Below are 22,011 nucleotides of genomic sequence, written 5' to 3'. Positions count from 1 at the left end.
TTCCGGCCTTTTTCGGGGGTCCCCAATGGGGCAATTTTGCCAAACTATGCATCAATTGGGCCAAGTTTCGCTTATGGTTGGGGTATGTCGAAGGAAACCCCACTCACCGATCTTCACTACGACCTTCTCGACCGTGCCATGGACGAGCGGCGGCTGGCCCTGGGTATGCGATGGCGCGACCTCGCTGACAGGACGGGCCTTTCCGGGCAGGCGCTGCGCGACATCAGGCGAGGGCGCAGCGTGCCCCGGGACCTCACCGCTCGCAACCTGGAAGACGCCCTCGGCTGGGATCGCGGCTCCATCCAGCGTGTGCTCCAGGGTGACGAGCCCGAGGTGGTGGCCGCATCGCCCCCTTCGGGAGCGGCGGACGGGCTCACCTGGTGGGCCGACGGGGACGCGACGTGTTACGAACTCACGCGGACCATCGGCGGCAACCCCTTCTCCGCGCGTCTGGTGGTGCGGGACGGCCGGTCCCGGGAACAGGTGGAGAAAGAGCTGCGCAAGGTGGTGGAACTGGCACGGATCCAGCTGGAGAACTGACCCCCGTGACTCGGTGCCAGTGGGGTCCATCCTGCTTGGTGCTCGGATTCGGCCACCGGGACTCAGTTCCGGATCGTCCCAGGTGTGCCGGGGCCCGAGTGGTGATTCAGGTGGAAAACTGAACGGTTCGCCGATGGTTGTGGGCTTGTCCCTTGCGGATTGTCTCTGCCCGATGGTCATCTATGAGCATTTGGTCAAGCGAATGAAGAACGGGGGACGGGTCCTGATGGCCGTGGGTCAGGGTGTCACTGATGAGGCACGGGTGGTTTTCCGTGCCTGTACTCCGGAGGAGCTTCCGGGGGTCGTGGCCACCTTGTCGAGCACCTCCGAGACGGTGGTCCTGGTGCGTGAGGGTGTTCCGGCACCCCTGGTTCTGGCCGACGCCGAACTGCTGCTCGGCGCGGAGGCCGTCGCGGCGCTCCGGGGATGGCTGTCGTCCGCGCCCTCTGGGCATGACGGCGCTCAGGCGGCCGGGGAGTCCAGGTAGGCGTTCAGGACGTCGCCCAGCGAGTACAGCGGCCGGTTGGCCGACCCGCGCTGCTTCACGGTGATCCTGCCCCGGCGGGCGTAACCGCGTACGGCCGCGGCGCTCACGTCGTGACCGAGCACGCGCAGGGAGCGGGCGCCCTCGGCGGCGGTGACGAGCCGGTCCCCGGCGGCGCGCAGCAGGCGTTCACGGCCTTCGGCGACCGTGATCTCGGTCCCGCAGTCACGGCAGCGGGTGCGGTCGGCCCCGGCGCGGGCGTAGCAGGGTGTGCCGCAGCCCTCGCACACACCGGCCAGGACGCGTTCCGTGGGCAGGTCCACGGAACGCTCCGCCTGGGCCACGGCGGAGACGATCTCGTCGACGCATTCCGCGCCGATGTCGGAGCGGCGCAGCCACTCCACGAAGCGGCTCAGCCACCGGGCCATGGGGGCGAGATCGTCCTGGGGGAGTCGGCCGCCGATCTCCTCGTGCAGGAGTCGGCACCAGGTGGAGAGCGTGTTGCGCAGGACCGAGGCAGCCTCGGACGCCCGGGGATCATAGGCCAGCGGGGTCTCGGTTGAGCGGCGCCCCAGGTTTCCCGGTCCGGTGCGGTGCTGTCGGGCCAGCGTCAGGTCCAGGTCGACGGCCAGGCCGTCCTCGTCACCGACCTTGAGCAGGGCCAGGCGCAACCCGTTGGCGCAGCCGGCGCACACACGGGCGTCGTCAGCGATCGGGTTGGCGCAGGAGGGGACGTCACAGGGGATGAGCACGGGTCTCCGTTCACAGGCGAGCAGGCAAGCAAGAGCAAGTTAGCCAAACTTTGCAAAAGTTGCAAGGGTGATCGGAGTGTGAGGGCTGTGCTGATTCTCTTTGTGGTTAGGATTTTTCGCGCGTTTTGGCTGCTCTCCCTGGCTCTAGGGTCAGGCAAGTTGTGCAAACTTGGCGCCAGTTTTGTGGTGCGTGTCTCGCCGACGGCGCGGGCGTGTGACCTGTGATTCACGCGTGGCGCACGTGCGCTGGTGCGGCCGAGCGGCCGCATGTGGTCACCGGTACGGTTTCGGGCTCCCGGGGGCAACCGGGCCGGGTGTGTCGGCGTCTTGGGGGTGTCAGTGGAAGCACGGATCGGGGCTCTGCCGGGTCCCGGTGCCACCCGTTGCTCCGCACACCCCCATCAGCAAGGAAAACCGCATGTCCGATTCCCCCACCCCCTCCGGTTTCGCGGGCAGGCCCGTCTCCGCCCCCGGGGCCGGTCGGCCCGAGCCCTCCGCCGCGCCGCTCACGTATCTGGTCTGGGCGGTGGTGATCATCGGCGTGATCACCACTGTCACCGCGCTCGTCGCCTACAACGACATGAACAGGAGCTTCCTGCGTTTGGACGCGGAGATTCAGATCCAGGAGGCGCAGCTACGGGCCATCTTCGGTTGGTGGGTGCTGTTCACCGCGGCCTACGCCAGTCTCGGGGTCCGTCTCGTCCGGCTGGGCGCCACCACCCGTCCGGGGGAGCCGCGTGCTCTCTACTGGACGCTGGTCGCCGTGGCTGGTTTCCACGTGGTGGTCTCCGGATGGCTGCTCAACGGCGTCTGGGGCAACTGGATGGATGTGGTGTCCTTCCTGCTACCCGCCCTGATCCTCGGTGTCCTGGCCTCGGTCGGAACCCGGGCAGCGCTGCTCGGGTCGGCGGACCGGAGCTGATCCCGGTCGGAGGCCGGTAGACGAAGGGCGCCGCGCGTAGGGTTCCACGCGCGGCGCCCGGAGACTGCCGGGGGTGGTCAGCCCTTGAGGTCGACCGTCGCGCTCTCGCCGTCCCCGAACAGGCTGTCGCCGAGCTCGATGTGGTCGAACTCGGCGTCGGCCGGGATGTCGAAGACCACGGTGAAGTCACCGCTCTGGCCGGGGTTGAGCTCGCCCATCATGGGGCCGTCGTCCATGGCGATGGTCGCTTCGGTGTCGTGGCCGAACTGACGGCCCTCGGTGTCGTACAGCTTCTGGCCGTTGTTCTCGAAGTAGGTCGGCTCGTTGCCGATGTTCTCCGCGGTGATGGACACGGCGACGTACTGGCCGTCCGCGGTGTAGTCGTCCAGAACACTGCTGGCCTCGGCGATGCCGCCCTCCACACCGGTGACGGTGAAGGCCAGGTCGCCGAGCTCGATGCGCTCGTTGAGGCCGGCCATGTCACTGGCGGCCTCGTCCGCGTCACCCGAGTCGTCCGCGGTGTCGGCCGAGGCCGCGCCGTCGTCGGAGCGGCCGCTGTCACCGTCCGAGCCCAGCGCCATGATCCCGACGGCGACGAGGATGACCAGGATCAGTCCGCTGCACCCGAGGCACCCGAAGAGGGCGATGGGGGACTTCTTCTTCGGGGGCTGGGGCTGAGGCCCGGGGTACGGGGGATGAGTCATGGTGACCTTTTCCTTCTCGACTGGCTTGTCCTGCGCGGGAGCGGGGACCGGCGTCGCGAGCGGGGCGCGACCCAACGGGCCTCTGGGGCCCGGGCGGCCGGTGTTCCACGGGGGAACACTGCTCATATTGACGCTTCCAGAGAAGGATCGGATCCGTTCCTTTCAAGAAACTTTCGGAGTCCCTGAAAGTGACCTCGGCTTTCTCGCGGACGCAATGATCATGAAAAGGGTTGCCTGGTTGTCCAAAGCGTGACCTTGGTCGGCAAGCCCCAGGTGGCAGGGTTTTTGGCTTGTTGGTTTGTCTGTTGGCCGCTTGTGGACACGTAATTTTTCACTCCTTGGGACCCAGTTCCAGTGCGTGGTTGAGCGGTGTCGGATCGTCATTTTCACACTGGGCTTGCCGACTTGAGCTCCGGAATCGCATTTCAGAATGCGGACGCCGGGTGCGGGAAACACGAAGGGCGCCGTGCGACCGACTCCGTCGCACGGCGCCCCGACGGAGCGCGGATCCGGTCAGACGGTGGGCTCGCCCTCCCGGTCAGCGGCCTCCCGCTCAGCTGCATCGCTCTCGATCGCCCGCATCCGGCGGTCCGGCAGGAACCGGCCCAGCACCCAGTGCACGGTGAACGCGGCGACCAGGCCGATGACCCAGCCGTAGGAGGCCAGCGGACCGGCCACGGACAGCGCCGCGCCGGTACCGAAGGCGACCAGGGCGCGCCAGTTCCAGCCGCCCGAGTACCAGTACTCGCCTTCCCGGCTGAACAGGGCGGGCAGGTTGATCCGGGTGCGGCGCAGCAGCCAGTAGTCGGCCAGCAGGATGCCCGCCACGGCGCCGAGGATGCCGCCGACGGTCCCCAGCCACACGAAGATGTAGGTGTTCTCGTCCTCCAGGAGCTTCCACGGGAAGATCATGACCCCGAGGAAGGAGGTGATGAGCGCGCCGGTGCGGAAGCTGATCCACTTCGGCTTGAGGTTGGCCAGGTCGTAGGCGGGACCGACCAGGTTGGCCGCCACGTTGGTGGACACCGTCGCCAGCAGCACCACGAAGATCGCGAACAGCAGACCGATGCCGGACTCCATCTCGTTCACCACGTAGATCGGGTTCCAGATCGGCTCCTCGTAGACCGCCGCGGTACCCGCGGTCACCATCACCGCGATCAGGGAGAACAGCGTCATGGTCGTGGGCAGACCCAGGGACTGGCCCAGCACCTGCGCCCGCTGGGTGCCGGCGAAGCGGGTGAAGTCGCTGATGTTGAGGGTCAGCGTCGCCCAGTAGCCGATCACGCCCATCAGGGACGGGAAGAACAGCGCCCAGAAGGCCGGGCCCCAGTCCAGGGGCTGGTCGGATGCGAGCATCGGGCCGAAGCCGCCCGCCTCCACCGCCATCCACACCAGCAGGGCGATACCGCCGATGAGCATCAGCGGAGCGGCCCACACCTGGACCTTGCGCACACCCTCCATGCCCCACAGGATGATCGCCACCTGGATCAGCCAGAACAGGGCGAAGGACAGCCACAGCGTCCACGGGTTCCCGCCGACCTGCCCGGCGTTGATCCACCCGTCCCCGAACAGACGGCCGACCAGGATATACACGCCCTGGCCGCCGATCCACGTCTGGATGCCGAACCACCCGCAGGCGACCGCGCCGCGCAGCAGGGCGGGCAGGTTGGCGCCGCGCAGGCCGAAGGACGACCGCGCGAACACCGGGAACGGGATGCCGTACTTGGCGCCCGCGTGGCCGGTCAGCACCATCGGCACCAGCACGATGAGGTTTCCCAGAACGACCGCGAGCATGGCCTGGCGCCAGTCCAGCCCGGCCGCGATCAGGCCGCTGGCCAGCGTCCACGCGGGGATGCTGACCGACATGCTCACCCACAGGGCGGAGAAGCTGCCGGTGCCCCAGGTCCGCTTGGACATGGGCACGGGCTGGAGGTCGTCGTTGACGAACGGGCTCTCGGGCAGTGTGGTGCCCTCGGGCATCGACACCCGGCCGTCGGGGTGGACGACCTGCGAAGTCGATGCGGGTACGGATGCGGGCGGCTCGGGTCTGGACGGCTCGGGTTCGGACGGCACTGTGGGCAAGGGACACCTGTTTCGGTGGTGCTGACAGGGAGGGGCGTGCGCGGGCGCGGCACCGGGCCCGCGCGGCGAAACCTGAAGGCGAGACTTGTGGAGAAACCCGAAAAGTCTGGAACGGCTTCAGGCCATCGAATATCTTCGCACGTCATCCGGGGTGCACGGACTCCATGCGGTACAGGCCGCGCGGTCGGCCCCGATCGGGGGTCGGGACCGGCCGCGCGGACTCCGCTTCGACGCGGTGATTCTGGTGACTCAGGTGACGCGGTGGACCGACTTAGGTCGGGCTCGCCCCCGACACCGCCGGGATGACGTCACGGCCGTAGGCGCCGATCACCCCGTCGACATCGTCGTGCATCGCGTAGACCGCGAACTGGTCCACCCCCGCCGCGCGCAGCCTCGCCAACTTCGCCACGTGCTGTTCGGCCGTTCCGATCAGGCAGAATCGGTCCACGATGGCGTCGGGCACGAAGTCGGTGTCCGGGTTGTCGACCCGGCCGTGGTGGCTGTAGTCGTAGCCCTGGCGGGCCTTGACGTAGTCCGTGAGCTCCTGCGGAACCATGTCCGAGTGCTCGCCGTACCGGGACACGAGGTCGGCGACGTGGTTGCCCACCATCCCGCCGAACCAGCGGCACTGCTCCCGGCCGTGCGCCAGACCGGCGTCGGTGCCGTCGGTGACGTAGGCGGGGGCCGCCACGCACACCTTCACCTCGTCGGGGTCGCGTCCGGCGTCCGCCGCGGCCGCCCGCACCGCCCGGACCATCCACTCGGTCAGGTACGGGTCGGCGAGCTGGAGGATGAAGCCGTCCGCCTGACGGCCGACCAGGTCCAGCGCCTTGGGCCCGTAGGCGCCCATCCACACCGGAAGGGAGCCGTCACGCACCCACGGGATGTGCATGCTCGCGCCGTCCACGTCCGCCTCGCGGCCCTCCGCCAGGTTCTTGATCGCGGTCATCGCCTTGGACAGCCGGGCCAGGGTGGCGGGTTTGCGGCCCGCGACCCGCATCGCGGAATCACCGCGGCCGATCCCGCAGACCGTCCGGTTCCCGTACATGTCGTTCAGGGTGGCGAACAGAGATGCTGTCACCTCCCACGTGCGGGTGCCCGGGTTGGTCACCATGGGCCCGACCATCAGGTTCTCGGTCCGGTCCAGGATGCGGCTGTAGATGACGAACGGCTCCTGCCACAGCACCACCGAGTCGAAGGTCCACCCGTGGGTGAACCCCTCCCGCTCGGCGCGCACCATCCGCTCCACCAGCAGGTCGGCGGGCGGGTCCGTCTGGAGGACGAGTCCGAAGTCCATGTGCGCTCTCCTCAGACCAGGTACTGGCAGGTGGACCTGGGCACGTACCGGCCGTCACCGGCGCTGCCCAGGTAGGAACCGCGGTCCACGATCACGCGGCCGCGTGAGAGTACGGTGCGGGCCTGGCCCGTCACCTGTTTGCCCTCGTAGGCGGAGTAGTCCACGTTCATGTGGTGCGTCTGGGCGGAGATGATCTGCTCCGCGTTCGGGTCGTAGATCACCAGGTCGGCGTCGGCGCCCGGGGCCACGGTGCCCTTCTTCGGGTACATCCCGAACATGCGCGCCGGGGTGGCGCAGGCCAGTTCGATCCACCGCCTGCGGCTGATGTGCCCCTCCACCACGGCCTGGTGCAGCAGGTCCATCCGGTTCTCCACGCCCGGCATGCCGTTGGGGATCTTCGAGAAGTCTCCCGCGCCCATGTCCTTCTGGCCCACGAAGCAGAACGGGCAGTGGTCGGTGGAGACCACGGACAGGTCGTTGGTGCGCAGCGCCTTCCACAGCTGCGCCTGGTGCTCCTTGGGGCGCAGCGGTGTGGAACACACGTACTTGGCGCCCTCGAAGTCCGGCTCAGCGAGGTTGTCCGTGGACAGGAACAGGTACTGCGGACAGGTCTCGCCGAACACGTTGAGGCCCTTGTCCCGCGCCCGGGCCAGCTCCTCCACCGCCTCGGTCGCGGACACGTGCACCACGTACAGCGGAGCGCCCGCGACCCGGGCGAGCTGGATGGCGCGGTGGGTGGCCTCGGACTCCAGCAGGGCCTTGCGGACCTCGCCGTGGTAGCGCGGGTCCGTCTTGCCCTCGGCCAGGGCCTGCTCGACCAGGACGTCGATGGCGATGCCGTTCTCGGCGTGCATCATGGTGAGCGCGCCGTTGGCGGCGCCGCGCTGCATGGCCCGCAGGATCTGGCCGTCATCGCTGTAGAACACGCCCGGGTAGGCCATGAACAGCTTGAACGAGGTGATGCCCTCGTCCACGAGCACGTCCATCTCCTTGAGGGAGGACTCGTTGACGTCGGACAGGATGGCGTGGAAGGCGTAGTCGATCGCGCAGTTGCTGTCGGCCTTGGCCATCCACGCGTCCACCCCGGAGCGCACGGACTCGCCGGGCCGCTGGATGGCGAAGTCGACGATGGTGGTGGTACCGCCCCAGGCCGCGGCCCGGGTGCCGGTCTCGAAGGTGTCTGCGGAGTAGGTGCCGCCGAACGGCATCTCCATGTGGGTGTGGCCGTCCACCCCGCCCGGGATGACGTAGTGGCCGGTGGCGTCGATGGTCTCGGCGCCGCTGTCCGCCCAGGTCCGGGCCGGTTCGCTGCCGCGCAGGGCGAGGGCGGCGACCTTGCCGTCCTCGACGAGGACCTCGGCCTCCAGCTCCTCGGCCGCGGTGACGACCAGCCCGCCGCTGATCAGGGTTCGGGTCATGGCCTTACCCCTCCACCAGCGGGCCGTAGGCGTCCGGCCTGCGGTCCCGGTAGAACGCCCACTGCTGGCGGACCTCGTCGATCAGGTCGAAGTCCAGGTCGCGTACGACCAGCTCGGCCTCGGTGTCGGAGGCGACGTCGCCGACGAACTGGCCGCGCGGGTCCACGAAGTAGCTGGTGCCGTAGAAGTCGTTGTCGCCGTACTCCTCGGTGCCGACCCGGTTGATCGCCGCGATGTAGTAGGCGTTGGCCACCGCGGAGGCGGGCTGCTCCAGCTTCCACAGGTAGGCGGACAGGCCGCGGTGGGTGGCGGACGGGTTGTAGACCAGCTGGGCCCCGGCCAGGCCGAGCGCGCGCCAGCCCTCGGGGAAGTGCCGGTCGTAGCAGATGTAGACGCCGATCCGGCCGACCGCGGTGTCGAACACCGGCCAGCCGAGGTTGCCGGGGCGGAAGTAAAACTTCTCCCAGAAGCCCTTGACCTGCGGGATGTGGTGCTTGCGGTACTTGCCGAGGTAGCTGCCGTCGGCGTCGATCACGGCGGCGGTGTTGTAGTAGAAGCCGGGCTTGTCGATCTCGAAGACCGGCAGCACCATCACCATGTTCAGCTCCCGGGCCAGGGCCTGGAAGCGGGTGACGGTGGGACCGTCGGGGACGGCCTCGGCCCAGCGGTAATGCTCGGGCTCCTGCACCTGACAGAAATAGGGGGCGTTGAAGACTTCCTGGAATCCGATGACCTGTGCGCCCTGCGCGGCGGCGTCCCGCGCGTACTTCTCGTGGGCAGCCATCATGGATTCGGAGTCTCCGGTCCACTCGGTCTGTACGAGTGCGGCCCGGACGGTGTGCGGCATGGTTCCCTCGCTCCTCTTTGAGCGCCGCCCGGTTCAGGGGCGGCAAAGAACGCTTGGTGCATCCGCGTATGGCCTGTTCGCACCGGTGCGGACGGGGTTGTCGCCTGACCTGGGCCACCGTGTGCGAGCGGGTTGGCGCGCTGTAGAGGTCGCACCCTAGGTAAGAGAAGAATGGCGGGTCAATGTCCGACATCCCTACGGTGCCGATACGAATGAGTTACCCACATTCGCATTTGTGACTCCTGAGGATCAATGTCCTTTGTAGGGCGATATGGATTTGGTGGAACCGACAGGTTTCAGCGCCCTCAGGGGGCAGATTTCGTGTCTCAGCACACATGACGGAGGGCCACCGGACGGCTGCCCCGCGGCCCTCGGGGAGCAGGCAGGCTGTGCGGCGGCTGCATGCCGTCCTTCCCCGGGGATACGGGAGCACCGGTGGGATGCGCCGGCCGCCGCCGGAGGTTCGCAGGTCAGCCGGTGACGTCCACGTAGACCTCGTTGCCGCCCAGGAACTCGGCGCTCAGACCCATGTGGGAGATCTCCGAGGGGTCCCGCACGTCGAAGACGATGGTCACCACCTGGGGCTCGCCCGGGGAGATCTCCACGCCCAGGGGGACGCCGTCCTCGTGGTCCCGGGTGGCGTTGTAGTCCTCGGGGATCTGGCGGCCGGAGTAGGTGTACAGGTGCTGTTCGTCGCGCCAGAACTCGACGTCCTGGCTCCCGGCCGGTTCCACCTCGACGTGCATGACGACGTACTCGTTCCTGGGGGAGTGGTACTCGACCGAGGTGACGCCGGTCTCCACTTCCACGATGGTGAAGAGCATGCCCGCATGCTCGACCTGCTCGTCCAGCCCCGGCATGTCCGGGTTCGAACGCTCCTCGTTGCCGAGCCCGCTGCTGGTCCCGCCATCGGTCTCGCTGTCGGAAGTGGAACCGGGCCCGGAGCTGTCGTCGTCGTTGTCGGCGACGACGAAGAGGAGTACCCCGACCAGGAGGATGCCGACCATGAAGAGCCCGCCACAGCCCAGGCTGATCCACACCCAGGCGGAGGTTCTCCTGGCCGTCGGGTGAGGGGGATAGCCGACGTACGGACCACCCGGCGGCGGAGGCCCCGTCGGAGGCCGGCCACCGGTCGGCGGCATGCCGTACGGCGGCCTCTGATAGGGCCCGGGCCCGTTCGGCGGCGGCTGGTTCATCGGTTCCTTCTACTGTGGTGGCATGGCACGACTTCTCATCGTTCACCACACGGTCTCGCCCGCCACGCAGGAACTGCTGGACGCGGTGTCGGACGGTGCTCGTACCGACGATATCGAAGGCGTCCAGGTCCGCACGGAAGCGGCGCTCTCCGCCACCGCCGCGGATCTTTTGGCAGCCGACGCGGTGGTACTCGGCACCCCGGCCAACATCGGCTACATGTCCGGCGCCCTGAAGCACTTCTTCGACACGGTGTACTACCCCGCCCAGACCAGTGCCCAGGGGCTGCCGTACACGCTGTACGTGCACGGCGACAACGACACCTCGGGCGCGGTGCGCTCGGTGGAGGCGATCGCCAAGGGGATGGGCTGGAACCGGCACCGGCCCCCGGTCACCGTCACGGGCCGCCCCGGAGCTGAGGCTCGGGAGTCCTGCTGGGAACTGGGCGCGGTCACCGCCCTGGCAGCTCTGGAGCGCGCGCAGGAGAGCGCCTGACATCGGTGCGGGCGGGCTCCCTCAGGGGAGGTTCTCACCGACGGGAACCGCCCAGCGCAGGTTGAGGGTGCGCTGGCAGTTCCGGCACTTCTGGTTGACGCCGCCGTTCCAGCTTCCGCAGTAGTTGCAGTACACGGGAAACCTTTCGTGTCGTGTCTGCCCTTGAGGTTAAAGGGGAAACAAGCGCTTCACGTGGTGTTTTGCCGTGTACATGGTCCGAGTGCGGGTCCGGGCCGGTGGAGTGTGACGACCGGACCGGCCGTCACGCTCCGTGGAGGGGAAAATTCCATGCACATACCATTCTCTGACCACTTATGGGAGAGTGGGGACAGCCTCGCTGTAGGAGGATTGGTCGGCGATCTCCCGTTTTCTTCGCCTTTTCGGTCCTGTAGTCAGCGGAGTGAACTGGACACCCGGCATTCCGGTTGTACATAAGAGGAGTTCTGGTGAGTCCCCACCCCCCGTCACCCGCTCAACTGACCTACGTGACCGAGGAATCGGTTGCCCCGCCCCGGCCCATTCGTGTTCTCGTGGTGGACGACCACGCGCTGTTTCGGCGCGGACTGGTCTCGGTCCTCAACGACGAGGACGACATCGACGTGGTCGACGAGGCCGGGGACGGTGACGAGGCGGTGGTGCTGGCCACCGAGCTGCGGCCCGACGTGGTGCTGATGGACGTGATGATGCCGAACTCCACCGGTATCGAGGCCTGCCCCCGCATCCGCGCGGCGGTGCCCGAGGTCAAGTTCGTCATGCTGACGATGAGCGAGGACGAGGCCGACCTGTTCGAGGCGCTCAAGGCGGGTGCCACCGGTTACCTGCTCAAGGAGATCGCCGTCACCGACATCGCCCGTGCGGTCCGGGCGATCGCCGAGGGGCAGTCCTTCATCAACCCGGCGATGGCGATCAAGCTCATCGGTGAGTTCGCGGAACTGGCCAAACAGGAGAAGACTCCGAAGGCCGCCCCCGCCATCCCCGAGCTGACCCCCCGGGAGACCGAGGTGCTCAAGCTGCTGGCGCGGTCCCTGAACAACCGGGAGATCGGCGAACGCCTGTTCATCACCGAGAACACCGTGAAGAACCACGTCCGCAACATCCTGGAGAAGCTCCAGGTCCACTCGCGCACCGAGGCCGCCATCTACGCGGTCCGGGCCGAGTACATCACCTGATCCGGCGGGCTCCGAATCCCTGAACCCCGTGAACGCCGAGCGGGCCCGCCGCCCCGAACCCCTTGGTTCGCGGTGACGGGCCCGCCCGGCGTCCGACCAGGTTCCCGGTCGTCCCCGGCCCAGAGGCCTTCGCGTGAGGCTAGAGCTTGGCCCAGGCCTCGGTGAGGACCTTGCGCAGGATCCGCTCGATCTCGTCGAAGTGCTCGGGACCGCAGGTCAGTGGCGGTGACAGCTGGATCACCGGCTCGCCGCGGTCGTCGGCGCGGCAGATCAGCCCCGCCTCGAACAGGGCCGAGGAGATGAAGCCCTTGAGGAGGGTCTTCGACTCCTCGGCGGAGAAGCTCTCCTTGGTCTCCTTGTCGCGGACCAGCTCGATGCCGTAGAAGAAGCCGTCGCCGCGCACGTCGCCGACGATCGGCAGGTCGAGCAGCTTCTCCAGGGTCGCCCGGAAGACGGGGCCGTTGGTGCGGACGTTGTCCAGCAGGCCCTCGCTCTCGAACAGGTCGAGGTTGGCCAGCGCCGCGGCGGCCGCTACGGGGTGCCCGGCGAAGGTGATGCCGTGCAGGAACGCCTCGCCCTCCCGCTGGAACGGCTCCATGAGCCTGTCGCGCGCGATCACCCCGCCCAGCGGCACGTAACCACTGGTGGCGCCCTTGGCGAAGGTGATCATGTCCGGCAGGTAGTCGTACTTGGTCGCCCCGAAGTACTCGCCGAGCCGCCCGAAGGCGCAGATGACCTCGTCCGAGACCATCAGGACGCCGTAGCGGTCGCAGATCTCGCGGACGCGCTGGAGGTAGCCGGGCGGCGGCGGGAAGCAACCGCCGGAGTTCTGCACCGGCTCGACGTACACGGCCGCGATGGTCGCGGGGTCGTTCTGGAGGATGGCCTCCTCGATCTGGTTCGCGGCCCAGCGGCCGAAGGCCTCGACGTCGTCGCCGTGCACGGGCGCTCGGTAGTGGTTGGTGTTGGGCACCTGGATGGTGCTGGGCACCAGCGGTTCGAAGGGGCTCTTGATGGCCTGGAGGCCGGTGATGGACAGCGCGCCCATGCTGGTCCCGTGGTAGGCGATGTTGCGGCTGATCACCTTGTGCCGGGTGGGTTCGCCGACCGCCTTGAAGTACTGGCGGGCCAGCTTCCAGGCCGACTCCACCGCCTCGGAACCGCTGCCGGTGAAGAACACCCGGTTCAGGTCGCCCGGCGCCAGGTCGGCCAGTCGGTCGGCGAGCTCCACGGCGCGCGGGTGGGCGTACGTCCAGATCGGGAAGTAGGCCAGTTCGCGGGCTTGTTCGGCGATGGCGTCGGCGATCTCGGCGCGCCCGTGGCCCACCTGGGAGACGAACAAACCAGACAAACCGTCCAAATAGCGGTTTCCGTGGTCATCGTAGACGTATTCGCCCTCGCCGCGGGCGATCACCGGGACCTCGGCGTCGTTGTAGGCGGCCATTTCCGTGAAGTGCATCCACAGGTGGTCCTTGGCGGCCCGTTGCAGGTCTTCCGAGTTCAGACGCGGTTCCACTTCGACTCTCCGAGTTCTCTGGGCGGTGCGGGAGGCAGGCGTGGGACCGGGGACGGTCGCCACGTACCCTACGCGCCCCACTCAATAGAAATAGTCGCATCTGCATAGCTTCTGTCAAGTATCCGTCGAGTAACCCAAACTTCACAACGGAATCCCTTGAAGTCTTCGGAAAGGGGTGGCAGTGTGACCACACACACAGACAGCCGTGCGCGCTCCTGGCGCGCCGACTCAAGGGGAGCCGGCCGTGACCCAAGGGCCCGAAACCGAACACCTGCGCAACTTCGTGAACGGCGAGTACGCCGACACCGCGCAGGGCCGCCGGAGCGAACTGATCGACCCCGCCACCGGGCAGGTCTTCGCCACCGCCCCGGTCTCCGACGCCCAGGACGTCGACGCCGCCTTTCAGGCCGCCCGTAAGGCCTTTGAGGAGGGTTGGCGCGACTGGACTCCGGCCGAACGGCAGATCGCGCTGAACAGGTTCGCCGACGCCGTCGAGGCCCGCGCCGACGAACTGGTCGCCGCCGAGGTTCGCAACTGCGGCAAGCCGGTCGGCCTCACCCGGTCCGAGGAGATCGGCCAGGTCCTGGACGCCCTGCGCTTCTTCGCCGGGGCCACCCGGAACCTGGAGGGCCGCGCCGCCGGGGAGTACCTGCGCGACCACACCTCCTGGATCCGCCGCGAACCCCTCGGCGTGGTCGGCCAGATCACCCCTTGGAACTACCCGATGGCCATGGCCGCCTGGAAGATCGGCCCCGCCCTGGCCGCCGGGAACACCATCGTCCTCAAGCCCTCGGACACCACCCCGGTCTCCACGCTCCTGCTCGCCGAGATCGCCGCCGAGTTCCTCCCGCCCGGCGTGTTCAACGTCGTCTGCGGCGACCGCGACACCGGCCGCGCCCTCGTCGACCACCCGATCCCCGCCCTGATCTCCCTCACCGGCTCCACCCGGGCCGGGTTCGAGGTCGCCCAGGCCGGATCCCGCGACCTCAAGCGCCTGCACCTCGAACTCGGCGGCAAGGCGCCCGTGATCGTCTTCGACGACGCCGACGTCGAGAAGGCCGCCGCCGGGATCGCCGAGGCCGGGTACTTCAACGCGGGCCAGGACTGCACCGCCGCCACCCGCATCCTCGCCGCCCCCGGCATCCACGACGACCTCGCCGCCGCCCTGGCCGAACAGGCCCGCGGCACCGTCACCGCCGGACCGGACAACCCCGACGCCGCCTACGGCCCGGTCAACAACGCCAACCAGCTGGCCCGCGTCACCGGCTTCCTGGAGCGCACCCCCGACCACGCCGAAATCCTCACCGGCGGCGCGCGGGTCGGCGACCAGGGTTACTTCTACGCGCCCACGGTCGTCTCCGGGCTGCGCCAGGGCGACGAACTGGTCACCGACGAGATCTTCGGCCCGGTCCTGACCGTCCAGCGCTTCACCGACGAGGACACCGCCGTGGCCTGGGCCAACGCGGTGGAGTACGGCCTGGCCTCCAGTGTGTGGACCAAGGACCACGCCCGCGCCCTGCGGGTCTCGCGCCGTCTGGACTTCGGCTGCGTATGGATCAACACCCACATCCCCATCACGGCCGAGATGCCGCACGGCGGATTCAAGCACTCCGGCTACGGCAAGGACCTGTCGACGTACTCCTTCGAGGAGTACACCCGGGTCAAACACGTCATGAGCTACTTCGGCGACTGACCCCGCACCGTCGCTCCGCACCGGGGCTCCCACCAGAACCGACAGGAACACCCCCATGGTCACCACCGCAGACAGCAGTACGGAGGAGCCCGCCGTGACGGTTCAGCACTCCTCGGCCTCCGCGGCCGCATCCTCCCCGCCCGGCCACGAACCGGCGATCAGCCTGGAGCGCGTCGTCAAGGCCTACCGCTCCGGTTCGGAGACCGTGCGGGCGGTCGGCGGCGTCGACCTGGAGATCGCCCGCGGCGAGTTCTTCTCGCTGCTGGGCCCCTCCGGCTGCGGCAAGACCACCACCATGCGGATGATCGCTGGGTTCGAGGAGCCCACCGAGGGGGTCGTGCGCCTGTCCGGCCGGGACGTCACCGGGGTCCCGGCCAACCACCGCGACGTCAACATGGTCTTCCAGAGCTACGCCCTCTTCCCGCACATGACCGTCGCCGCCAACGTCGCCTTCGGCCTGGAGCGCAAGCGGGTCCCGAAGAAGGAGATCCGCCGCCGGGTCGGCGAGATGCTCGAACTCGTCGAACTGGGCCACCGCGCCAAGCACCGCCCGGCCCAGCTCTCCGGCGGCCAGCAGCAGCGGGTCGCCCTGGCCCGCGCCCTGGTCAACGAGCCCGGCGCCCTCCTGCTCGACGAACCCCTCGGCGCCCTGGACCTCAAACTCCGCCAGTCCATGCAGGTCGAGCTCAAGCGCATCCAGCGCGAGGTCGGCATCACCTTCGTCTACGTCACCCACGACCAGGGCGAGGCCCTGACCATGTCGGACCGGGTCGCGGTGATGAACAACGGCCTGGTGGAGCAGCTGGGCGCGCCCGCCGAGATCTACGAGCGCCCGGCCACCCGTTTCGTCGCCGACTTCATCGGCACCAGCAACCTGCTCAGCGGCACCGTCGGTTCCGCCGACGCCGACGGGCACCACCGGGTCGACCTGGGCGAAGGGCTGACCGCCCTGGTCGCCGAACTCCCCAAGGGGATCTCGGCCGGCTCCCAAACCCACCTGACCATCCGCCCGGAGAAGGTGCGGATCGGTACCGAACGGCCCGAGGGCGACCTCAGCATCCTGCCCGGCACCGTCACCGAGACCGTCTACCTGGGCTCGGCCACGCACTACCAGGTTTCCCTGGCCAACGGGTCCGAGGTGACCGTGTACCAGCAGAACTCCTCGGACTCCGCCCTGGTCGCCGGGCGCGGCGACGCCGTCTGGCTTTCGTGGGCTCCGCGGCACTCGTACGCGCTGCCCGTCTGAGCCCGTCCCGCGCCCGGCCACCGCCCCTTGGCCCTTCCGACCCCGACGTCCCTGACCTCAACGCTCTCCTATCCGCCCCGGCTACCGGCAGACTTCCAGATCCGAAGTAGGGAACGACGACCATGAAGCACCCCTCCCGCGCTCAGCTGAACCCCGCTCTCCTGCGCGGACTCACCCGGGCCCGGCGCACCGGCGCCTTCGCGCTGCCCGGCCTGACCCGTCGCCGCACCCTCCAGGCCGGTGGCGCCGCCGCCGCTGCGCTCGCCCTGTCCGCCTGCGGCGTCGGCGGCCAGCAGCGCGATACCGCGGACGACGCCGACTACTGGGCGGACAAGGAGGAGACGGGCTCCCTGCGCTGGGCCAACTGGCCGCTGTACATGGACCCGGACCGCACCCAGATCGAGCAGTTCACCGAGGCCACCGGGGTCGACGTGGCCTACCGCGAGGACGTCCAGGAGGCGGCGTCGTTCTTCGGTCAGATCCAGCCCAAGCTCGCCAACGGGGACGACATCGGCTACGACCTGATCACCCTTCCCAACGGCTTCGAGTTCAGCAAGCTGGTCGAGCTCGGCTACCTGGTCCCGCTGGACCACACCCAGCTGCCCAACTTCGCCAACTACGCGGGCGAGATCTACAAGAACAGCGCCTACGACCCCGGCAACCGCTACAGCGTCCCCTACACCTCGGGCGTCACCGGCATCGCCTACAACCCGGACTACATCGATCGGGAGATCACCAGCATCGCCGACCTGTGGGACCCCGAGTTCGAGGGCAAGGTCGGCATGTTCGCCGACCCGCAGGAGATCGCCAACTTCGGTCTGCTGCTCAACGGCGTCAACCCGGCCGACTCCACCAAGGAGGACTGGGAGGCCGCCGCCGAGAAGCTCAAGGAGCAGCGCGACTCCGGCGTGGTGCGCGCCTACTACGACCAGGACTTCATCCAGCCGCTCACCAACGGCGACCTGTGGATCACCATGGCCTGGTCCGGTGACATCTACCAGCAGAACGCCGAAGAGGGCACCAACCTCAAGTTCGTCATCCCCGAGGAGGGAGCCACCCTCTGGACGGACAACCTGCTGATCCCCTTCACCTCGAAGGCCCCGGTCGACGCCCTCAAGCTCATGGACTTCCTCTACGAGCCCGAGATCGCCACCGGGTTGACCGAGTACATCAGCTACATCCCGCCGGTCCCGCACGTCCAGGAGGTCATGGCCGAGTGGGCCGAGGCCGAGGACGGCACCGAGCGCGGCGAAGCCCTCGCGGAGATGGTGGAGAGCCCCCTGGTCTTCCCGTCGGACGGCGACTACCAGAACCTCCACAACTACGTGGCGCTGGAGACCGACCAACAGGACGAGTTCTCCTCGATCTTCCAGGCGATCACGCAGAGCTGATCCGTCCGAGCCGACCCCCGAGCCGATCCCGAGCTGATCCCATGAGAAACCGCAAGGCGACGCCCTACGTCCTGGTCCTCCCGGCGTGGATCTGGCTGGCGCTGTTCTTCGTGGTCCCCATCGGCGGGATGCTGTCGCTGTCTCTGACCACGGGCAACGTGGTCAGCGGCTTCCAGCAGACCTTCGAGGTGGGTAACTACGTCACCGCCGTCAGCACCTACTGGGAGCAGATCCTGCGCTCCCTGTTCTACGGCGCCTGCGCCACGCTGGTCTGCATCGTCGTGGGCTACCCCATGGCGTACTGGATCGCGTTCAAGGCCGGACCGCACAAGTCCACCTACCTGCTGCTGATCCTGCTGCCGTTCTTCGTGTCGTTCGTGCTGCGGACCATTTCCTGGCGGTTCCTGCTGGCCGACAACGGCGTCGTCCTGGGGCCGCTGAAGTCGATCGGGCTCGTCCCGGCCGACCTCCAACTGCTCAACTCCGCCCCGGCGGTGATCCTGGGCCTGGCCTACAACTTCCTGCCGTTCATGGTGCTGCCGATCTACGCGGTCCTCGAACGTATGGACTCCCGCCTGGTGGAGGCCGCGCACGACCTCTACGCGGGCCGGTTCCAGGCGTTCGTCCGGGTGATCCTGCCCGTCTCCCTGCCTGGGGTGTTCGCCGGCGTGCTGATGACCTTCATCCCCACCAGCGCCGACTACGTCAACGCCTCGGTGCTGGGCGGCGCCCACAACACGATGATCGGCAACATCATCCAGAGCCAGTACCTGGTCAACAACAACTACCCGATCGCCGCGTCGATCACCTTCGTCCTCATGGGGCTGCTGCTGGTGGGCATCTTCAGCTACGCGCGGGCCCTGGGCACGGAACGGGTCATGGAGGTGCACACCTGATGAGTGTTCATCTGGACACGGCGGCTCCCTCCGCGCCCCCGCCCCCTCCGGCCCATGTCGGCGGGAGCGGGCGTTCTCCCAGGCCCCGCCGCCGGATCGACTGGGGTCGCTACTACACCTGGCTGGTCCTGGCCTGGTTGTTCACGCCCATCCTGTTCATGGTGGCGTTCAGCTTCAACGACCCGGCGGGCAAGCACAACATCACCTGGCAGGGCTTCACCCTCAAGTGGTACGCGAACGCCTTCGCGCACCCCACGCTCAACGAGGCGATGTTCAACTCCGTGAGCATCGCCCTGCTGACCATGGTGATCGCGGGCGCGATCGGCAGCCTGCTCGGGCTGGCGCTGGGCCGGTTCTCGTTCCGCGGCAAGCAGCTCACCAACCTGGTGATGTTCTCCGCCATCAGCGCCCCCGAGGTAGTCCTGGGCGCGGCGCTGCTGTCCACGTTCCTGATGATGAACGTGACCACCGGCTACTGGACCACCGTGGTCGCGCACGTGATGTTCTGCGTGTCCTTCGTGGCTATCACCGTGCGGGCGCGGGTGATCACCCTGGACCCGGCGCTGGAGGAGGCCGCCCGGGACCTGGGCGCTGGTTCGTTCACCACGTTCCGGCTGGTCACCCTGCCGATGCTGTTCCCCGCGATCATGGCGGGCGGGCTGCTGGCCTTCGCCCTGTCCATCGACGACTACATCATCACGACCTTCGTCAGCGGCGAGGTCACCACGTTCCCGCTCTGGGTGTGGGGATCCACGCGCGTCGGTATTCCGCCGCAGGTCAACGTCATGGGCACACTGCTGTTCGGGGTCGGCCTGATCATGGCGGTGGTCAACATCGTGATGGCCCACCGCCGCAGGTGAACTCCGGCGGGGTTTTCGGACTCCGATGAGGGAAGCACCGAAGCACCGGCCGCCGAACCCCGGCGGCCGGTTCATCGACGAGAAACGAGTGAGAGCCATGGCCGACACCACGCGCGCCGAGGCGGCACGGGCACTGGAGGGAGCACGACCGCAGGTCTTCTGGCTGGACCCGGACGTCCCCGGACACGACGTACCCGAACCCGCTCCCGCGCTGGTCGGTGACGTGCACGCCGACCTGGTCGTCGTCGGGGCCGGGTTCAGCGGGCTGTGGACGGCACTGATCGCCAAGGAGCGCGACCCCGACCGGAACGTGGTCCTGGTGGAGGCCCGCACCACCGGCTGGGCGGCCTCGGGGCGTAACGGCGGCTTCTGCGCGGCCAGCCTCACCCACGGCTACGAGAACGGGGCCGAGCGCTGGCCCGAGGAGATCGCCGAACTCGAACGCCAGGGCATGGCCAACCTCGACGCCATCGAGGAGACCGTGCGCAAGTACGGCATCGATTGCGAGTTCGAGCGCACCGGCGAGACCCTGGTGGCCACCGAACCCTGGCAGGCCGAATGGTTCGAGAAGGCGGCCGCGGAAGGGCAGGCCAAGGGCGAGAGGGTTCAGGCCTGGAACGCCGAGGAGGTGCGCCAGCAGATCAACTCGCCCACCTACGTGGCCGGTTTCCACGAGTCCGACGGCGTCGCCATGCTCCACCCGGCCAAGCTGGCCTGGGGCCTGCGCGCGGTCTGTGAGCGGCTGGGCGTGCGGATCTTCGAGAACAGCCCGGTGCGTGACATCCGCTCGGTCCCCCTAGGCCTGCGCCTGGAGACCCGCGGGGGAGCCCTGCACGCACCCAAGGTCGCCTGGGGCGGCGGCGCCTTCCCCGGCCCGCTGCGACGGCTCAAGCACTACCTGGCCCCGGTCTACGACTACGCGCTGATGACCGAGCCGCTCACCAACGAGCAGATGGCCGCCATCGGCTGGGAGGGGCGCCAGGGAGTTTCGGACTCGGCCAACTTCTTCCACTACTACCGGCTCACCGCGGACAACCGCATCCTGTGGGGCGGCTACGACATCGTGCACCACTACGGCGGCAAGGTGCGGCCCGAGTACGACCAGCGGCCGGAGACCTTCCAGAAGCTGGCCGAGCACTTCCTGGAGACCTTCCCGCAGCTGCGCGGCATCCGCTTCGGCCACACCTGGGGCGGGGTCATCGACACGTGCAGCCGCTTCTCGGTGTTCTTCGGTGATGCTTACGGCGGCCGCCTGGCCTACGCCGCCGGATACACCGGCCTCGGCGTGGGAGCGACCCGCTTCGGTGCCCAGGTCATGCTGGACAAGCTCGACGGCCTGGACACCGAACGCACCCGGCTCCGCATGGTCAAGGAGAAGCCGCTGCCGTTCCCGCCGGAGCCGGTCCGGTCCCTGGGCATCGAACTCACCCTGAGGGCGACTGCCGCCGCCGACCGCAACGGCGGTCGCCGCAACCTCTGGCTGCGCGGCCTGGACGCAGCGGGCATGGGCTTCGACAGCTGAACCAGTCAGTCAGGCACACCCGACCGGAAACCATCCGTTTCCGGCAAGGATCGGTAAGCCTGTGCCAAGGGTTGTCATGTGGGGCGATGCGGACGGCGTGGCGTGCGTTCCCACCACCCGCCGAGGGTGAGTATGGGCAACGGGCCGCGGGGGAGTTTTCGCAGGTGACCTAGCTCCTCCCGCGGGCCGACCCTCCTTACCGAACCCACCGCGTGGCCGCCCACTGGCCCAAGATTCCAGGCCGCGCGGTGTTTGCCCCGAACGGCGCCCGTGCCCCGGCACGGGCGCCCTTCGCGCTCACTCGCCAGATTTCACGCTGATCCCGGTAGCCCCGCGTACGCGCCAGGGTTGAGGGATGGTGTTCTTCGGTGCCTTCTTTTTCTTAGCGGGAGAGCAGTAGGTTGGGGTGGATGGTTGCTGGAGGGTGGGCTTTTTGAGTGATTTGTCTTCGGTGTCCAAGTGCCAACAACTTGCAGATTTTGGCCTCTTGACGCTCTAAATCCGCAGGTCACCGAGTCTGCTCCCCGCGCACGCGGGGATGGTCCCATCACCTACGAGGCCGAAGGGCTCATCAGTGTCTGCTCCCCGCGCACGCGGGGATGGTCCCGTCGATGGTCATGCCATGAACTCCTCGTCGTGCTGCTCCCTGCGCACGCGGGGATGGTCCCGCCGCGTGCCCGACGTACCAGGTCACCGCCGGCTGCTCCCCGCGCACGCGGGGATGGTCCCCAGCAGGCTCTGCAGGGAATGGGTGCCCCCGACTGCTCCCCGCGCACGCAGGGACAGCCCCGGTTTTACGAGCTGATGGAGCTTTTCGGATCGGCCCCTGCTAAGTTCTTTTTGACCATTTCGATGGGGTTTGAGGAAGCCGGTGTGACTCCGGCGCGGTACCGCCACTGTGAACAGCGCCCAGCAGGCGCTGTGAGCCAGATACTCGCCCCACTCGTACCTTTCGAACACGGGGCGGCATACCCCCAGAAAGG

The 22,011-nt window shown here is 68.2% G+C and carries 19 protein-coding genes and 1 riboswitch; of the genes, 11 read left to right on the top strand and 8 right to left on the bottom strand.

The window, feature by feature from the left end; translation table 11 throughout:
* Positions 1–84 precede the first annotated feature (84 nt).
* Together D457_RS0123365 and D457_RS0123360 are read left to right on the top strand one after the other, a co-directional pair.
* Positions 85–540: a helix-turn-helix domain-containing protein gene (locus tag D457_RS0123365; RefSeq protein WP_017583102.1), complete on the top strand. Its 456-nt coding sequence runs from the start codon at positions 85–87 to the stop codon at positions 538–540.
* A gap of 202 nt (positions 541–742) precedes the next feature.
* Positions 743–1,027 carry a hypothetical protein gene (locus tag D457_RS0123360; RefSeq protein WP_152514333.1) on the top strand — a complete coding sequence of 95 codons (285 nt, stop codon included), beginning with the start codon at positions 743–745 and terminating at the stop codon, positions 1,025–1,027.
* On the opposite strand, the gene D457_RS35425 is transcribed toward D457_RS0123360, so the two are convergent.
* Positions 1,003–1,776 (bottom strand): hypothetical protein, encoded by a 774-nt coding sequence (locus tag D457_RS35425; protein ID WP_017583100.1) that lies wholly within the window; start codon positions 1,774–1,776, stop codon positions 1,003–1,005. The two genes, D457_RS0123360 and D457_RS35425, sit on opposite strands and share 25 nt — an antisense overlap.
* Before the next feature lie 418 nt (positions 1,777–2,194).
* Here D457_RS35425 and D457_RS0123350 point away from each other — a divergent pair, with 418 nt between their 5' ends.
* A complete protein-coding gene (locus D457_RS0123350) occupies positions 2,195–2,698 on the top strand; it encodes a hypothetical protein (protein ID WP_017583099.1) in 504 nt (167 codons plus the stop codon).
* Between the two features lie 77 nt (positions 2,699–2,775).
* Here D457_RS0123350 and D457_RS33195 read toward each other — a convergent pair whose 3' ends face one another.
* The 6 genes from D457_RS33195 to D457_RS35420 all read right to left on the bottom strand — a co-directional run bounded on the left by D457_RS33195 (position 2,776) and on the right by D457_RS35420 (position 10,086).
* On the bottom strand, positions 2,776–3,402 hold the full coding sequence (locus D457_RS33195) for a DUF4352 domain-containing protein (protein WP_017583098.1): 627 nt from the start codon (positions 3,400–3,402) through the stop codon (positions 2,776–2,778).
* A gap of 513 nt (positions 3,403–3,915) precedes the next feature.
* Positions 3,916–5,382: an NCS1 family nucleobase:cation symporter-1 gene (locus D457_RS0123340; protein WP_083926841.1), complete on the bottom strand. Its 1,467-nt coding sequence runs from the start codon at positions 5,380–5,382 to the stop codon at positions 3,916–3,918.
* Between the two features lie 373 nt (positions 5,383–5,755).
* The gene (locus D457_RS0123335) at positions 5,756–6,781 is read right to left on the bottom strand and encodes a TIGR03842 family LLM class F420-dependent oxidoreductase (RefSeq protein WP_017583096.1); all 1,026 of its coding nucleotides are present in this window, start codon (positions 6,779–6,781) and stop codon (positions 5,756–5,758) included.
* An 11-nt stretch (positions 6,782–6,792) separates the two neighbouring features.
* Positions 6,793–8,199: a dihydropyrimidinase gene (hydA, locus tag D457_RS0123330; RefSeq protein ID WP_017583095.1), complete on the bottom strand. Its 1,407-nt coding sequence runs from the start codon at positions 8,197–8,199 to the stop codon at positions 6,793–6,795.
* Between the two features lie 4 nt (positions 8,200–8,203).
* Positions 8,204–9,046, bottom strand: coding sequence for a nitrilase-related carbon-nitrogen hydrolase (locus D457_RS0123325; protein WP_017583094.1), 843 nt, complete (start codon positions 9,044–9,046; stop codon positions 8,204–8,206).
* Between the two features lie 470 nt (positions 9,047–9,516).
* Positions 9,517–10,086, bottom strand: coding sequence for a DUF4352 domain-containing protein (locus D457_RS35420; RefSeq protein ID WP_017583093.1), 570 nt, complete (start codon positions 10,084–10,086; stop codon positions 9,517–9,519).
* Between the two features lie 178 nt (positions 10,087–10,264).
* Between D457_RS35420 and D457_RS0123315 the strand changes: the two genes are divergently transcribed.
* Positions 10,265–10,735: an NAD(P)H-dependent oxidoreductase gene (locus D457_RS0123315; RefSeq protein WP_017583092.1), complete on the top strand. Its 471-nt coding sequence runs from the start codon at positions 10,265–10,267 to the stop codon at positions 10,733–10,735.
* Between the two features lie 446 nt (positions 10,736–11,181).
* On the top strand, positions 11,182–11,904 hold the full coding sequence (locus D457_RS0123305; protein WP_026116944.1) for a response regulator: 723 nt from the start codon (positions 11,182–11,184) through the stop codon (positions 11,902–11,904).
* Positions 11,905–12,043: 139 nt separating this feature from the next.
* Here D457_RS0123305 and D457_RS0123300 read toward each other — a convergent pair whose 3' ends face one another.
* Positions 12,044–13,420 (bottom strand): aspartate aminotransferase family protein, encoded by a 1,377-nt coding sequence (locus D457_RS0123300; RefSeq protein ID WP_017583089.1) that lies wholly within the window; start codon positions 13,418–13,420, stop codon positions 12,044–12,046.
* A 244-nt stretch (positions 13,421–13,664) separates the two neighbouring features.
* Here D457_RS0123300 and D457_RS0123295 point away from each other — a divergent pair, with 244 nt between their 5' ends.
* The 6 genes from D457_RS0123295 (at position 13,665) to D457_RS0123270 (ending at position 21,028) form a co-directional block, all read left to right on the top strand.
* Positions 13,665–15,113 (top strand): gamma-aminobutyraldehyde dehydrogenase, encoded by a 1,449-nt coding sequence (locus D457_RS0123295; protein ID WP_017583088.1) that lies wholly within the window; start codon positions 13,665–13,667, stop codon positions 15,111–15,113.
* A 55-nt stretch (positions 15,114–15,168) separates the two neighbouring features.
* The gene (locus D457_RS0123290) at positions 15,169–16,359 is read left to right on the top strand and encodes an ABC transporter ATP-binding protein (protein ID WP_017583087.1); all 1,191 of its coding nucleotides are present in this window, start codon (positions 15,169–15,171) and stop codon (positions 16,357–16,359) included.
* Between the two features lie 122 nt (positions 16,360–16,481).
* Positions 16,482–17,750 (top strand): ABC transporter substrate-binding protein, encoded by a 1,269-nt coding sequence (locus tag D457_RS0123285; protein WP_017583086.1) that lies wholly within the window; start codon positions 16,482–16,484, stop codon positions 17,748–17,750.
* Between the two features lie 41 nt (positions 17,751–17,791).
* Positions 17,792–18,646, top strand: a complete 855-nt coding sequence (locus tag D457_RS0123280; RefSeq protein WP_017583085.1) for an ABC transporter permease — start codon at positions 17,792–17,794, stop codon at positions 18,644–18,646.
* Positions 18,646–19,506, top strand: a complete 861-nt coding sequence (locus tag D457_RS0123275; protein WP_017583084.1) for an ABC transporter permease — start codon at positions 18,646–18,648, stop codon at positions 19,504–19,506. Before D457_RS0123280 ends, D457_RS0123275 begins: the two co-directional genes overlap by 1 nt.
* 97 nt (positions 19,507–19,603) lie before the next feature.
* Positions 19,604–21,028: an NAD(P)/FAD-dependent oxidoreductase gene (locus D457_RS0123270; protein ID WP_017583083.1), complete on the top strand. Its 1,425-nt coding sequence runs from the start codon at positions 19,604–19,606 to the stop codon at positions 21,026–21,028.
* Between the two features lie 838 nt (positions 21,029–21,866).
* Positions 21,867–21,984: riboswitch (cobalamin riboswitch) on the top strand.
* Positions 21,985–22,011 lie beyond the last annotated feature (27 nt).

The sequence above is a fragment of the Nocardiopsis valliformis DSM 45023 genome, from assembly GCF_000340985.1.
GTDB classification, from domain to species: Bacteria; Actinomycetota; Actinomycetes; order Streptosporangiales; family Streptosporangiaceae; genus Nocardiopsis; species Nocardiopsis exhalans.
The sequence above is the reverse complement of the archived record's forward strand: the minus strand, read 5'-3'. Positions and strand labels throughout refer to the sequence as shown.